This window comes from Mycobacterium sp. NGS15 (genome assembly GCF_059813245.1).
In genome coordinates, this window is sequence record NZ_JCALEF010000001.1 from 162,749 (window position 1) to 176,647 (window position 13,899).

Annotated in this window: 13 protein-coding genes; 8 read left to right on the top strand and 5 right to left on the bottom strand. The window is 62.2% G+C overall.

Going from position 1 to position 13,899, the window contains the following annotated elements:
- The first annotated feature begins 87 nt into the window (after nucleotides 1–87).
- From AC5Y5C_RS00815 to AC5Y5C_RS00825, 3 genes are read left to right on the top strand one after another with little or no spacing between them, the layout of a single operon-like run.
- Nucleotides 88–831 carry a GntR family transcriptional regulator gene (locus tag AC5Y5C_RS00815; protein WP_499968139.1) on the top strand — a complete coding sequence of 248 codons (744 nt, stop codon included), beginning with the start codon at nucleotides 88–90 and terminating at the stop codon, nucleotides 829–831.
- On the top strand, nucleotides 828–1,673 hold the full coding sequence (locus tag AC5Y5C_RS00820; protein WP_499968141.1) for a sulfite exporter TauE/SafE family protein: 846 nt from the start codon (nucleotides 828–830) through the stop codon (nucleotides 1,671–1,673). The genes AC5Y5C_RS00815 and AC5Y5C_RS00820 overlap by 4 nt, the downstream gene beginning before the upstream one ends.
- A gap of 44 nt (nucleotides 1,674–1,717) precedes the next feature.
- On the top strand, nucleotides 1,718–1,963 hold the full coding sequence (locus AC5Y5C_RS00825; protein ID WP_499968143.1) for a DUF1634 domain-containing protein: 246 nt from the start codon (nucleotides 1,718–1,720) through the stop codon (nucleotides 1,961–1,963).
- An 89-nt stretch (nucleotides 1,964–2,052) separates the two neighbouring features.
- Here the strand turns inward: AC5Y5C_RS00825 and AC5Y5C_RS00830 are convergent, their stop codons facing one another.
- Nucleotides 2,053–2,901, bottom strand: a complete 849-nt coding sequence (locus tag AC5Y5C_RS00830) for a peptidoglycan recognition protein family protein (protein WP_499968145.1) — start codon at nucleotides 2,899–2,901, stop codon at nucleotides 2,053–2,055.
- Nucleotides 2,902–3,128: 227 nt separating this feature from the next.
- Between AC5Y5C_RS00830 and AC5Y5C_RS00835 the strand changes: the two genes are divergently transcribed.
- Nucleotides 3,129–4,325, top strand: coding sequence for an alpha/beta hydrolase-fold protein (locus AC5Y5C_RS00835; protein WP_499968147.1), 1,197 nt, complete (start codon nucleotides 3,129–3,131; stop codon nucleotides 4,323–4,325).
- A 48-nt stretch (nucleotides 4,326–4,373) separates the two neighbouring features.
- On the opposite strand, the gene AC5Y5C_RS00840 is transcribed toward AC5Y5C_RS00835, so the two are convergent.
- Nucleotides 4,374–5,186 carry a DUF1906 domain-containing protein gene (locus tag AC5Y5C_RS00840; RefSeq protein ID WP_499968149.1) on the bottom strand — a complete coding sequence of 271 codons (813 nt, stop codon included), beginning with the start codon at nucleotides 5,184–5,186 and terminating at the stop codon, nucleotides 4,374–4,376.
- A 130-nt stretch (nucleotides 5,187–5,316) separates the two neighbouring features.
- On the bottom strand, nucleotides 5,317–6,780 hold the full coding sequence (locus AC5Y5C_RS00845) for a serine hydrolase domain-containing protein (RefSeq protein ID WP_499969259.1): 1,464 nt from the start codon (nucleotides 6,778–6,780) through the stop codon (nucleotides 5,317–5,319).
- 210 nt (nucleotides 6,781–6,990) lie between these two features.
- On the opposite strand from AC5Y5C_RS00845, the gene AC5Y5C_RS00850 reads away from it, so the two are divergent.
- On the top strand, nucleotides 6,991–7,674 hold the full coding sequence (locus tag AC5Y5C_RS00850) for a class I SAM-dependent methyltransferase (protein WP_499968151.1): 684 nt from the start codon (nucleotides 6,991–6,993) through the stop codon (nucleotides 7,672–7,674).
- 57 nt (nucleotides 7,675–7,731) lie between these two features.
- Here the strand turns inward: AC5Y5C_RS00850 and AC5Y5C_RS00855 are convergent, their stop codons facing one another.
- Nucleotides 7,732–8,352, bottom strand: coding sequence for an FMN-binding negative transcriptional regulator (locus tag AC5Y5C_RS00855; protein WP_499968153.1), 621 nt, complete (start codon nucleotides 8,350–8,352; stop codon nucleotides 7,732–7,734).
- A 139-nt stretch (nucleotides 8,353–8,491) separates the two neighbouring features.
- Between AC5Y5C_RS00855 and AC5Y5C_RS00860 the strand changes: the two genes are divergently transcribed.
- Nucleotides 8,492–9,751: an MFS transporter gene (locus AC5Y5C_RS00860; protein WP_499968155.1), complete on the top strand. Its 1,260-nt coding sequence runs from the start codon at nucleotides 8,492–8,494 to the stop codon at nucleotides 9,749–9,751.
- Nucleotides 9,752–9,766: 15 nt separating this feature from the next.
- On the opposite strand, the gene AC5Y5C_RS00865 is transcribed toward AC5Y5C_RS00860, so the two are convergent.
- Nucleotides 9,767–10,375 carry a TetR/AcrR family transcriptional regulator gene (locus tag AC5Y5C_RS00865; protein ID WP_499968157.1) on the bottom strand — a complete coding sequence of 203 codons (609 nt, stop codon included), beginning with the start codon at nucleotides 10,373–10,375 and terminating at the stop codon, nucleotides 9,767–9,769.
- Between the two features lie 145 nt (nucleotides 10,376–10,520).
- Between AC5Y5C_RS00865 and AC5Y5C_RS00870 the strand changes: the two genes are divergently transcribed.
- Both AC5Y5C_RS00870 and AC5Y5C_RS00875 read left to right on the top strand, forming a co-directional pair.
- Complete coding sequence (locus AC5Y5C_RS00870; protein ID WP_499968159.1) at nucleotides 10,521–10,982, top strand: MmpS family transport accessory protein; 462 nt, start codon at nucleotides 10,521–10,523, stop codon at nucleotides 10,980–10,982.
- Nucleotides 10,979–13,894, top strand: a complete 2,916-nt coding sequence (locus AC5Y5C_RS00875) for an MMPL/RND family transporter (RefSeq protein ID WP_499968161.1) — start codon at nucleotides 10,979–10,981, stop codon at nucleotides 13,892–13,894. The genes AC5Y5C_RS00870 and AC5Y5C_RS00875 overlap by 4 nt, the downstream gene beginning before the upstream one ends.
- Nucleotides 13,895–13,899: the final 5 nt, after the last annotated feature.

Genomic DNA, 13,899 nt, shown 5'->3' on the forward strand with positions numbered 1-13,899 from the left:
GTTGGTTCGGCGTGTCGGCGGGAGAGGTGCCCATATAGGGGTTTCACGATTGACGTGGGCAAGTCATTATGACGTTATAATATCTAGGTGACCGTGCATTCGGAGAAGCTGCCGCTGTATGCCCAGGTAGAGCAGGAACTGGCAGAGAGCATTCTTTCCGGAGAACTGGTGCCTGGCACGCGGTTGCCTACGGAGGACACGCTTATCGGGCGGTTTCAGGTAAGTCGGATCACTGTCCGTCGTGCGATGCAGAACCTGTCGGCACGCGGACTTGTCGAGATCCGGCACGGGGTAGGCACTTTTGCAGCTGAGCCCATGATTGAGCAGCCATTGACAGAGCTGCGCGGATTCGTTGAGGACATGGACAACGCCGGGGTCCGGGCGACCGCGCGAGTGGTGAGCACGCGAACAGCCGAGGCTACTGCCGAGATTGCCGAGGCGTTGCAGGTCAACGTAGGGGCGCCCGTCACAGTTCTCGAACGGGTGCGGTTGGGCAACGGCAGGCCACTATCGTTCGATCGGACCTATCTGACGCATGACCTGGGATCTCAAGTCGTCCAGCACGATCTTGAGGTTCATCCTGTCTTCACTCTGCTCGAGGAGCAGTACGGCATCCCTCTAGTCGACGCCACCTACAAGCTAGAGGCTGTTGCAGCGGAGGCTCATGTCGCTTCGATGCTTGAGATACCCATCGGCAGTGCCATCTTTCTGATTACCAGAACGACTTTCACCGTCGGCGCTAAGCCCGTGGATTACGAGAGGCTGCACTACCGCGGCGATGCGGTCAGCTTCGTGACCAGACTGCGGCGCAACCCCGCGGGAGCCCGTTGAATCCCGCTACGGCGGCAGTGCTGTTCACCGCGGCGATGGCCGCAGCAGCACTGGGCAGCGCCCTGGGAATGGCCGGAGGAATATTCGTTGTCCCCCTTTTGACTACGTACATGCACGTACCGTTCTCCACCTCAGTTGCGGTGAGTCTGGTCTCCGTCGTGGCGTGCTCCTGCGCCAGCGCCCCGCAATTCCTGTCGGCAAGACTGACCAACATGCGCTTGGCTGTTGTCCTGGAAACAGCAACTGTTTCAGGGTCTTTCGCCGCAGTCGCACTGCTTGGTCTGCTGACGAACCGGCTACTGTACTTGCTCTTCGCGGTCACCATGGTCATCTCGGCGTGGCAGATGTTCACGGGCAGAGAAGCATCGACGCGCCCGCATGCCCCCGCTGCGAGCTCATGGGGAACACGACTGCGGCTACACGCGAGTTATCCTGGCGCTCAAGGTCAAGGCGCCGTCACCTATTGGGTCAACCGACTACCGCTTGGTCTGACGTTGATGTTCGGTGCTGGACTGTTATCGGCACTTCTGGGTATCGGCAGCGGCGTTCTCAAGATACCCGCCATGGATTCGGCGTTGCGCTTGCCCGTTAAAGTCTCTTCTGCCACAGCCAATCTCATGATCGGTGTGACCGCCGCGGGCAGTGCGGCCGCCCATCTTCTGCACGGCGACCTCCGACTCGACCTCGCCGCACCCATCACGCTCGGCTCGGTAGCGGGCGCAATCTGCGGGGCGCCGGTCTTGACACGACTACCCAGTGGCATCCTGCGGGCCATACTCATCCTGGTTCTGCTGGCCCTCGCGGGCGTTATGACTGTCCAGGCCCTGCGAGTCGGAGCGTGATGGGGGCGCCCGCAGACCAACCGGACCGCGCGACATACCTTCTGATGAGTATCGGGAGTGGCGTTAGCTGCCTGATCATCGCCGCCGGCGCGATCATGCACTACACAGCCTGGGCAAGCGCCAGCACAGCGACCATCGGCACCGGAATCACCGTGCTGATCGCCGTCCCCATCCTCCGGCTGCTGGTCATGGCCGCGGTGTTCACCCGCACACGCGAACTTGCGCTCCTGGCAATCACGCTCGCAGTCTTAGGGATGCTCGTCGCCACCGCCACAGCAGGAACCATCTGAATTCCCACCTCCGCGGATTACGCCCGCGGTAGTGGCCAAACCAGCCGGGCTGAGCGACGCCAGGGCGCCCACGTGGATGGCGGCATTTGTTACTCCGGCCCGGGCTCCGCATTCAACCTCAGGGCAGCAGCGGTGGCCGGCCCAAGGACACCGTCCGTCTTGAGGCCACGCGTCCGGCGCTGGAACTCCTTAACGGCAGCTTCGGTGTTCGGGCCAAAGATCCCGTCGGCCACCAGGCGGGGGCCTTGCTCGTTGAGACGGCGCTGGAGTCGGGCGACCTGCGGCCCTCTGGAGCTGCCGAACAGCAGAACATCGGCGTACTCACCTACTGGCACGGGCGGTCTCGGTGTCGGCGCAGGCTTGGCAACGTGGCCGATCTGGTCCTGGATGTCGTGTCGCAGGATATCCATGTCGATAGCCCCCGGATCCCACTTACCCTGGGCGCGACCGGCATATTCTTTATGCCCGATCGTGCGGGCGGAGGTCTGCGCCAGCCGCCGGTTGATCGCCGCACAGCAATTGACCAAGGCGAAGTATTGTGCGTCGGGCCAATTCTGGCGGTGCGGAGCGGTAGGACTAGTACCGGTGTTGGCGCATTCGATGCCGATCAGGTACCAATTGCCCATGTTGGTCGGCAACCACGGATACATGCCCACGCCCGCGTGCCACGCAACGCCGACCGCTACCACGGTCGCCGTGCCATCCCGCGCGATGTGCAGCTGTGACAGCGGCCCCGCAAGGTCAGGGCGACCCTGGGCGATCGAGGCGGCGCTGGTGTTATCGGATCCGGTGTGGTGCACCATGACACCGCGAATATCTTTGAAGTCGCCGTGCCCGCGGCTACGCCAGCCGGGATATTCGATGGGGTTGACTCCCTCGGCGCGCAGGATGTCGACAATCCAGACCGGATCGCCGGTCCAAGGTCCCGTCTGCGGCATAGCGGGTCCTTCCCCGCGTCGTCGGTAACAGTGGAATGCCAACCGTCAACGCGATCGAACACGCGGTGCGGACGCCGAAGTCCGATGCGTATCTGAATTCTACGCCGGGTATGTGATGTCTTGTAACTCAAGCTTTTCCACTCTCAGGCGCCTACAATTGATGGTGTCAGCTCGGCCGTCTTCACTGGCGGTAGCTGGGGCCAGTCTCAACGTGAGGGGTGAGTCAAATGGTCAGAACACATACCGTGGTTGCGGGCGACACACTGTGGCAATTGGCCTTGCGTTTTTATGGTGATGCGGAGCTGTATCGGTTGATTGCCACCGCCAGCGGGATCGCCGATCCTGCCGCCATTGGTGTGGGGCAACGGCTGGTCATTCCCGATGCCACGAGATACACGGTGGTTGCGGGAGACACGTTGTCGGCGTTGGCGTTGCGTTTTTATGGTGATGCGGAGCTGTATCGGTTGATTGCCGCCGTCAACGGCATTGCCGATCCCGCTGCCATGGACGTGGGACGGGTACTGGTCGTATTTCTCGGGCGCAGTGACGGGTTTGGGCTGACGATCGTGGACCGCAATGAGGACGACCCGCGCCTGTGGTACTACCGGTTCCGGACCGACGCGATCGGCTGGAACCCCGGCGTCAATGTCCTACTTCCCGACGACTATCGCACCAGTGGACGCACCTATCCGGTCCTTTACATGCTCCACGGCGGCGCCGCGGACTTCCGCCAGTTCGACTTTTTGGGCATCCGCGACCTGACCGCTGGAAAACCGATCATCGTGGTGATGCCTGACGGCGGGCAGGCGGGTTGGTACTCGAACCCGGTCGGCTCGTTCGTCGGCCCACGAAACTGGGAGACGTTCCACATGGCCCAGCTGATTCCGTGGATCGAGGCGAACTTCCGAACATACGCTGAGTACGACGGCCGCGCGGTTACCGGGTTTTCGATGGGTGGGTTCGGTGCGCTGAAGTACGCGGCCAAGTATTACGGCCACTTCGCCTCGGTGAGTAGCCATTCCGGCCCGGCGAGTCTTCGCCGGGACGGGGGCCTCGTCGTGCATTGGGCGAACCTAAGTTCTGCCGCCGTCGAACTGGGCGGTGCAACCGTCTACGGCGTGCCGTGGGACGAGGCCCGAGTCAGTGCCGACAACCCGGTCGAACGGATCGAGAGTTACCGAAACAAGCGGATTTTCCTCGTCGCGGGTACCAGTCCGGATCCGGTCAACTGGTTCGACACCGTGCAGGAGACCCAGGTGCTTGCCGGCCAGCGGGAGTTCCGCGGACGCCTCAGCGACGCCGACATCCCACACGAGTTTCGTGAGGAGCCCGGTGGCCACGTCTTCCGGCCCGACATGTTCGTTCTCGACCTCGACGGGATCATCGCGCGGCTGCGCTCCGCGAGTAACAGCGTGGCCGTCTGAGACCTCGCCGACAGCCACCAGCGTGTGGTGGGTTGATCGAATACGACGTCACTGATGGAAGTTCCACTGGCCGACATCCTGGGCCAGGGCGTCGCTGACGTCGACTTCGAGCCCGCCGACAACCGGGCCCGGATTGGATGCGGTGCTCACGATGCGTTGGTAGAGGACCGCGCCCGGGAAGACCTGGCCGCGAGACCAGGACCGGGTCTGCCAGGCCCACACGTGGCCGGGGGAGCGCGAATTGCCGATCACGCCATCGGCGGCGGCCCACTGGCACGGATTGACACCCCCGTAGATGCCGGTGCGCTGCACTCCCAACACTGAATTGATGCCCCGAAACCACGGCAGCGCAACGTCATTCCAGGTGTCGCGGTTGATGTCGTCGTCGACGGAAAAGAAGACCGGTGCGCTCTGTCCGCCGCCCGCGGCAGTGTGCAGCTGCCAGGCGGTGCGAGCGTCTTCGACGCCGCCGGCGAATCCGCGCGTAAAGTCCGAAGGCGCTGTCCCGCCGGGCTTTCCGTACTGGAAATTGCTGACGATCACCAGCCCGGCCGCAGTGAGCGCCTGAGCGTAGGGCCGCGTGATCGGTTTGGCGCCCATGGAGGAGCCGGGACGTGACGTGGAGACGTAATTGATTACCCCTGCATGTCCGGCGGCCTTAATGTGCTCCGCCGGAATCTGTCGCATGGCGAAGTCGATCAATGTGGGAGCGGCGGCCGACGCCGTCGGTGTGCCGGCACCGAGCGATGCCGCACCCAGCCCAGCCAGTGCCGACACGGCTGTGGCGTAGCGCAGCGCGTCACGCCGGGTTACCGAGCGTGAGGAGCGCAGAAAGCTGTTAGTCCCCGACCAGTCTTGCATCGCAGGATGTTAACAATGTGGCTGTTGTGAAAATCGTAGCCTCACCGGTGCATCCGATAACGCTCTTGTATCAATGCGAAGGACCTCGTGATCGTCACGGGCGCAGTCCTTCTCGACGGCAGGGGCCCGATTAGTTGCTGTAGAGATGCAGAACTTGCGCCGCCGCTGTGGCGATATCGCCGCTCAGCCTCACGACGGGCGGGCCGCCGCGCTGATGGATGACGTTCGCCAGGACGATCACGTACGTATCCGAAGCCGGGTCTATCCATAGTGTTACTCCGGTGAAGCCGGAGTGGCCGAAGCTGCCGATGGGAAAGAGCTTTCCGCGCGGTTTGGAGAGTTCTGTATCGATATCCCAGCTGAAACCACGGAGGTTCTGTCCCGCAATCGCCGGATAGCTCGGTGCAAGCAGGGGATCTGTTGGGTTAGAGGCCTTTTGGATAGCCTGGCGGGTGGCGTTGTTGGCCGCCTGGAGCTGGGTCGCGGTGTGGCCGGGCTGCTGCGGACTCGTCATCAATTCAAGCGTGGATTGCTTCAGCGGGAACACACTTGGGCGCCCGGCGAGCCGATCGAGAAGCGCCCGCGAGTACCGGCCGAGGTCGTCGGCCGTGGAGAACACGCCGGCGCTGCCGGTCACACCGCCCATCCGGCGCGCCGTCGGATCGTGCACGGTGCCGCGAAGCAGATGGCCGTAATAGGGGTTGATGCCCGGAGTGTCTTCGTCGTGGGCCGTCGGCGCGATGCGCCTCAAAAGATCGGTGCTCCAGGCGCCCGGCGGGCACGGCGTAACGGTATGCGCGCTCGCATCAAAAGCAATTGCCGTACCGATGATGTGGTGGGGGCCGCACGCCTTGGCTGCGGGAAGGTACCGAGTGTCGGCCATGCCCAACGGTGCAAAGACGTTGTGCTGCACATAAACATCCAAAGGCTCTTCGGTGATCTTTTCGATCAGTGCACCGAGGATGATGAAGTTGATATCGGAATAGTGGAACGTTGTGCCGGGGTCGAATGCTAACGGGGCGGTGAGTGCGCGATGGATGCCGTCGGCCTTGTCTGCCTCCATCAGACCCCAGGGACCCTGATGGCTCAAGTCACCTCCGGAGCCCGAGGTATGCGTGAGCAGCATGCGAAGCGTCACCTGGGCGCGCCGTGGGTCATTGGTGGGGTTGAAGTCCGGCAGATATGTCTGCACGGGTTCGTCGATTCGAACCAGGCCCTTTTCGTACAGCTGGAGAAGAGCCACGCTCGTCGCGAGGGGTTTGGTCAACGACGCCAGGTCGAAAATTGTGTCTTCGGTCATCGGCTCGGCGGGCGCGGGCGCCCCATCGAGGCCGGGTTCGTCGGGGAGCTTGCGCCACCCGAAAGCCTGTCGGAAGGCAACTGCGCCAGCGTGCCCTATCTCAACCACCGCACCGGGCAGCCGAGGTGCCGAAACCGCGTCGTTCACGAGTTGGGTGACCGGCGCGAAAGGGCCGTGGGGAACCACGCTCGGCGCAGGGAGCCGATGCGCTGAGTTCCCGCATGAGGGCACCCCGGAGAGGGCAAGGAGAACTGTTCCGACGACACAGGCCCGGGCGACGCGCGATCCTGGCATCTTCACCTGGTCGACGGTAGTGCAGCGGCGGCGAGCATCATCCCGATAGCAGCTCCGTACGTATTCAATTTGTTACCGAATCCCAGGATATTCACAATTAACGCGAAGTCGATATTCAGGGGGTGAGAGTAAAAGTAGGCGCGAGAAATAATCATATTGAAGAAAAATATTTGATTGCCGATCGTGTGAGGCCTGCTTAGCATCGGAAGTATGCCAACATTTGATGTGAATTCTGTGGACTGGGACGAGTTATATCGGGGAGAAGCGGTCTATGCGCCCGGTGATCCGGGCTGGAACATCGGTGAGATGCAGCCCGAGATAGCCGCTCTGCACCGGCAAGGTCGTTTCGAAAGCCCTGTTCTAGACGCTGGATGTGGAATCGGGCTAACGTCGTTGGCGCTAGCGGGGCACGGCTATCAGGTTGTGGGGCTCGATTTATCTCGCGGCGCGATAGAAAAAGCAAAGAAGGCTGCCGCACCGCTCGGTTTGGACGTTGTTTTTGATAGTGCTGACTTGACCTCCAATGTCGGTTATCGGAACCATTTCAATACAGTGATCGACGGCCTTGTATTCCATTGTTTACCCGATGAACTCCGGGAAAACTATGTGCTGTCCTTGGCGCGAGCACTTAAGCCGGGCGGCAAGTTTTTTGCACTTGTTTTTGCTACCGAGGCCTTTCCGCCGGATGCAGGATTCGGGCCGCGGCCGTTCACGGAACAGCAGTTGCGCGACATCGTTGGGCAGCACCTAGTTGTCGATGAAGTACGGCGTGCCCGAGCGTGGGTGAATGTTCCCGACCAGCTGCCTGAAGGCTTCGAATACCGCAATGTGACGATCGGCTCCGATGGGCGCGCACAACTGCCGGCCTGGCTGGTCTCGGCGCATCGCAGCTGACGTTGTGATGACGGCCGTGTCCCTCGTGTCGGAGACAGAGATGCGGGCCACGGGTGGCTAGTCCCCGGAGTTCCGCGTCTCCACGCGATCGGCGACGCGTTGGTCTGCCGGGTTGGGGGACTGACGCAGCCCGTCGATGACACCGGTGCGATTGCGCTCGGGCTGGTTCTGCGACATCTTCGTCTTGCCTTCGACACGATCGATGCTCAGTTCGATCCCGACGATGGCGCGGATCTGTGCAGTGGTGAATGCTGCTGGGGCATCATCGATTCCCCAGGGCGACTCCCTGTTCTGCTCATGCCGGTCCGTGAGTTCGGTGACGAGCGTGCGTACCCAGTCTGCATCGTCATGAGCGGCGAGCTTGCCGTGAACGGTCACGACTTCGTAGTTCCAGGTGGGTACCACCTTGCCGGTTTCGCCCTTGGTGGCATAGAAACTGGGGGAGATGTACGCCTGCGGTCCGGGAAAGATCGCGACGGCCGGTCCGGTTCGTTGCCAGTGCGGGTTAGCCCGAGACACGTGCCCCACCACGGTCTTGGTTGCGGCCCGATAGAGCAGGGGGACCGGAGTCACCAGGTATCCGTCGTCGTCATGCGTGACGAGGTGGGCCAGACCCACGTCGGCGAGCGCCGCAGCGGTCTCCTCGTCGCTCATCACGAAGTTCTTTGGTACGTACACAAGCTCATTGTCCTCAACCGCTGTCGGTGAAGCGACCGAGTTAACCGGGCTCCGCCGCCAGGTGTGACCGATCTCGTCCCCAGCGGTCCGCGTGCATAACCACCTACAGTGGTTGTTCGAAGAACGTCGAGAGGACCGTATGTCTACGGAAACGCCTGCTACACGCCTTGGGGCGGATGTCCAGGTTGTGCAGCCGCGCGCGTTCCTGCCGATCTTTCTGCTGGCCTACTTCGCTTCCGCGGTCGCCCTGCTTGCCGCCGGTGCGGTCAGCATTCCCCTGCGTCTTGCCGAGCTCGACCCGGACCACAAGACACAGGCGCTGTCGCTGACGATGGCTCTCGGCGGAATTGCGATCATCGTGGTGACTCCGCCTCTGGGCCATCTCAGCGACACATCGACCTCGCGGTTCGGTATCCGTAGACCGTTTCTCGTGGGGGGCACCCTCCTGGGGGCGGTGGGTCTGACGACATTGGCCACGGCACCGACGGTCGGCGGTGTCGTCGCCGGTTGGTGTATCACCCAGATGGGTTTCGCCGCAACGCTTGTGGTGTTCAACGCACTGTTGGCAGATCAGATATCGGTCGCCATCCGGGCACGTGTTGCGGCGGTGTTCGGCATCTCGACCAGTCTGGCGCCCGTGGTCGGCAGTGTTTTCATCAACGTCCTGCCCAACGATCCCCGCTGGTGGTTCGGTCTGCCGGCGGTGCTGGCGTTGGCATTCAATGGTGCCGCCGCACTTATTCTGCGCGATATCGTTCGCACGCAGCGGCTTCCCCGGAGCTGGCAGGCGATCCTTGCCAGCTATTGGATCAATCCAAGGAAGCACCAGGATTTCGCCTGGGCGTGGATCTGCCGACTGTTCGTCACGATGTCGGTGTTGTTGGTGACGGTCTACATGCTGTATATCGTGGCGGGCACCTTGGGGTTGTCCGAGCATGAGGCAGCCGCCAAGTACGGCATCATCATCGGCGCCTTCTTGATCACCAATATGCTCACCGCAGCGGTATCTGCGTGGTGGTCGGACCGCACCGGGCGACGGAAGGGCATCGTCTGGTCCTCGTGCCTGATCACGGCGATAGGCTTGGTGATCCTGTTGCTGTTCAAGGACTTTCATGCCCTCCTGCTCGGCGCGGCGGTAATCGGAGCAGGGCAGGGTGCCTACGCCGCGGTGGACTTGGCACTGATGACGGAGGTGCTGCCGGAGACGGAGTCCTCTGGGAAAGACCTTGGCGTGGTGGCAATGGCGTACCTGTTGCCGCAGCTGCTCGTCCCCATGCTGGCAACGGCACTATTCGGGTTGCACCACGCTCAAGGAGATTTCAGCATCCTGTACCTCGCGTCCATGGTGCTCTCGGTCCTCGGTGCGCTGGCAGTGCTTCCGATCAAATCCGTGCGGTAGCGGGACCGGATCGGGTCACTCGTCGTGGAGTTCGACGTAGGAGGCCACGGCAGAGTAGAAGATCTCGACGTAGATGTCGATCATGTGTTGGCGGTTTAAGTCGGGGCGGGACTGCCACCAGTGTCCGAGACGCTCAGCGGCCCCGGACATGGCGTGGGCGAGACCTTCGGCGAACAGCTCGGGTATGCCGGGCCGATCTTTGATGATCAGTCGGTAGGTCGTCTGGATGTTGTCCAACCGCAGCGCAGTGAGTTCTTCCCGTGATTCGGCGGGCAGCACTGCGGCGCTGCCGTAAATCAGCTCCCACCGCTCGGGGTGGGTCTCCAGGAGCTCGAAGAACAGGTTGGCGGCGGTGGCGAACTGCTCTCGCACCGCCAACGAGGAGTCCACCCGCAAGATCAGTGCCTGCGCGAAGTCGGCCTGCGCTCGGCGAGCGCAGGCCAAATATGCGCCATCTTTGGTTGTGAAGTGGCGGTAGGCGATGGGCTTTGTGACGCCCGCGGCCTGCGCGATATCGCCCAGCGACACAGCGGCAAAGCCGCGCTCGAAGAACAACTGCTCGGCGATGTCGAGTAGGTGCGTGTGACGCAGCACCCACGGCTGACGTGTCGAGCTGGCATCCATGAGCCAACAGCCTAGCCCTCTTGTTACTTTCGGTAACAAGAGCTATGTTACTCATGGTAACAAAGGACTCTGTGGTCGCAAGGAGCATGTGATGAGGGGATTCGACGGTCGTGGTGCATTCCGCTCCCGACACACCGCCTCAAAGATGAGCAGTCGCAGACGGTCGAGCGACCGCGCCGGCCGAATCCTCGGCACGTTGTGGATGCCCTTGGTGGCGCTGCTCGTCATCGCTGTCGTCGGCTTCGGAGTCAATCGGATTCGGGAGAAGTCGCAGGCGATCAGCCACCCGCCGACTACCCGTCCGATTCCGGCCACGGTTGTTCAGATCAATCCCAAGAACGTCACCTATGAGGTGTTCGGCAATTTGGGGGCCAGCGGGAAAGTGTCTTATGCAAACCTCAACAGCGAACCCGTCGACGTCGTGCTGACATCACTGCCGTGGTCGGTCTCCGAAACCACGATGTCGTCGGCGGCGTCGCTGAGCCTGGTCGCACAGGTCGACGGGGACTCGCTGGGCTGCCGTATCCGGGTCAACGGTGAGGTCCGCGAAGAGCAGGTCGTCAACCATGCCAGCGCCGCGGTCGCATGCACGGTGACGGCAGCATGACGCCGACTCAGCAGCCGCCGGAGGACGCGGACACGGGCCCGGTGCTGGTACCTTCCGCGTCGCCGGTGGCGAAGGAACCCGAGAAACGCCCGGGGCCGGTGCGATTGCTCCGGGTGCTGGCGATTCCGGTGGTGATTTTCTGGGTGGTGGCTGCCGCCGCCCTGAACATCTTCGTGCCCACCCTGGAAGAAACGACCGCGGCCAATGCCAAGGCGATGATTCCGCGTGACGCACCCTCGTCGGCCGCGGCCATCACCCAGGGCCAGGACTTCAAAGAGTCCGACTACACCAGCATGGCCGTGATCGTCCTGGAGACCGAGGGCCGCACGCTCGGCGAGCAGGATCACCGCTACTACGACGAGATGGTCCGTCGTCTGCTTGACGACAAAGAGCATGTGCAGTCGCTGATGAATCTGTGGGGCGACCCGGTGACCATGTCGGGCCAGCAGAGCGCCGACGCGCAGGCGGCAACGCTGACGGTCCGGCCTGCCGGTGATTTGGGCGATGCCGACTCGAACAGGTCGATCAAGGCCATCCGCGGCATCATCGACAAGCTGGATAAGGACAAGCCGGAGGGACTCAAGGTCTATGTGAGTGGCCCGGCACCGTTGGCCTCGGACACCCTCAACGCCGCCGACGAGAGCATGGTCACTCTCACCATCGTCACCATCGTGGTCATCATCGCGATGCTGCTGATCGCGTACCGGTCGTTCACCCGGGCGATCATCCCGTTGATCGGCGTGCTGATCACGTTGGCCACCGCTCGCGGCGTCGTTTCTCTCCTGGTCGAAAATCACGTCATCGGCATCTCATCGTTCGCGATGAACATGGCGGTGTCTTTGGTGCTCGGTGTCGCCACCGACTACGGCATCTTTTACCTGGGGCGTTTTCAGGAGGCCCGGCGTGCGGGGGAGGACCGCGAAGCGGCCTACTACACCTCGGTGCGCAGCGTGGCCCACGTCGTTCTGGGATCGGGTATCGCCATATCGGGTGCGTGCCTGTGCCTTAGCCTCACGACGCTCGACTACTTCCGCACTCTGGGGCCGCCGTGTTTTGTGGCGATGGTGGTCGCCGTTATCGCGGCCCTCACGCTGGGCCCGGCGCTACTCACCCTGGGTAGCAAGGTGCCCTGGTTGTCCGAACCGGCCAAGACCAGCCCGGTCTGGCGCAAGCTCGGCACGGCGATCGCCAAATGGCCGGTCGCGATGATTGCGGTAGCGGCCCTGGTGATCCCGTTGTGTATCGCCAATCTGGCCAACTACACGGTGAGCTACAACGATCGCGACTATGCGCCCAAGAGCGTCGAGTCGTCTCGCGGGTATGACGCCGCGGATCGGCATTTCCAGCCGAGTCAGCTCTCGATCGACACGCTGTACATCAAGGCCGATCACGATATGCGCAACACCACCGACATGATCAGCCTCGATCGCGTTGCCAAGAACATCGTCCGCACCCCCGGCATCTCGATGGTGCAAAGCATCACCCGGCCCAACGGCCGCCCGTTGGAACACGCCTCCCTGCCGTACGCGATGGGTTCGATGGGAACCAAGATCGGTCAGAACCTGGGATTCCTGAAAGACCGCGTCGCCGATATCGACACCATGGCCGCCCGGATGGGCGACATGATGGAGTCCACCAAGAAGATGGCGGACATCACCGGTCAGTTGTCCGCGGGCACGCAGATGTCGGTGGAGGCTTCTCGGGGCCTGAAGGCCGCGATGGAAAAGACCCGCGACAATCTGGCCACGTTCGACGACTTCTTCCGTCCGATCCGCAACTATTTGTATTGGGAACCGCACTGCTTCGATATTCCGATCTGTTGGGCAATGCGCTCGCTCAATGAATCGGTCGACAATATCGACGAAGCGACCTCGCAGTTGGGTCCGATGGTCGACGGCCTGAGCATGGTCGACGCGGCCACGCCGCAGATGATCACGCAGCTCAACGGGATGGTGCAGAACATGGCCGTCATGCAACAGCTGACGTCGACCATGCAAAGTCTGTTTCACGCCACCATCGCCCAGCTGGAACCGATGATCAATCCGATGGTCGATATGGGCAAGGCGTTCGACAATGCCAAGAACGACGACTTCTTCTTCATGCCGCCAGATTCGTTCAAGACCAAGGATTTTCAAACCGGTCTGAAGTTCATGATGACCCCCGACGGCCGCGGTGCCCGGATCCTGATCTACCACGAGGGCGAGGCCATGAGCCCGGAAGGCATCGATCAGATCCAGCGGGCCGAGGCTGCTGCCCACGAGGCGATCAAGGGCACGTCGCTGTCCAATGTTGATCTGCTGGTGGCCGGCGCGTCTGCGAATTATCGTGACGTACAAGCGTTTTCTATGAACGACATCCTCACGATGATGCTGGCGACGTTCGGCCTGGTGTTCCTGATCGTCATGGTCATAACCCGGACCCTGGCGGGTTCGGTGATTGTTCTGATCACTGTGGTGCTGTCCTTCCTGGGCTCCCTGGGGCTGGCCGCATTCATCTGGGAAACGCTCATAGGTATCGAATTGCATTGGCTTACACTGCCCATCGCGTTCATCGTGTTGGTGGGTGTGGGCTGTGATTACAACCTGCTGCTGCTTTCCCGGTATCGGGAGGAGCTGCACGCAGGCATCCGCACCGGTCTGATTCGCACCATCGCGGGGTCTGGCAACGTGGCCGTCACCGCCGCGTTCGTGCTGGCGGGCACCATGCTCGCGATGCTGTCCAGCGATGTGGTCAACATCGGCCAGGCCGGATCCACCATCTGCATCGGGCTGATCTTCGACATGATGATCGTTCGGCTGTTCCTGGTGATGCCGTTGGCACGATTGCTTGGGCCGTGGTTCTGGTGGCCCCAGAAGCTGCCAAAACCTGAGCGCGCCATGTTCAGGGACGAGCCGGTCAGCGCACAGCCGTGACGAGG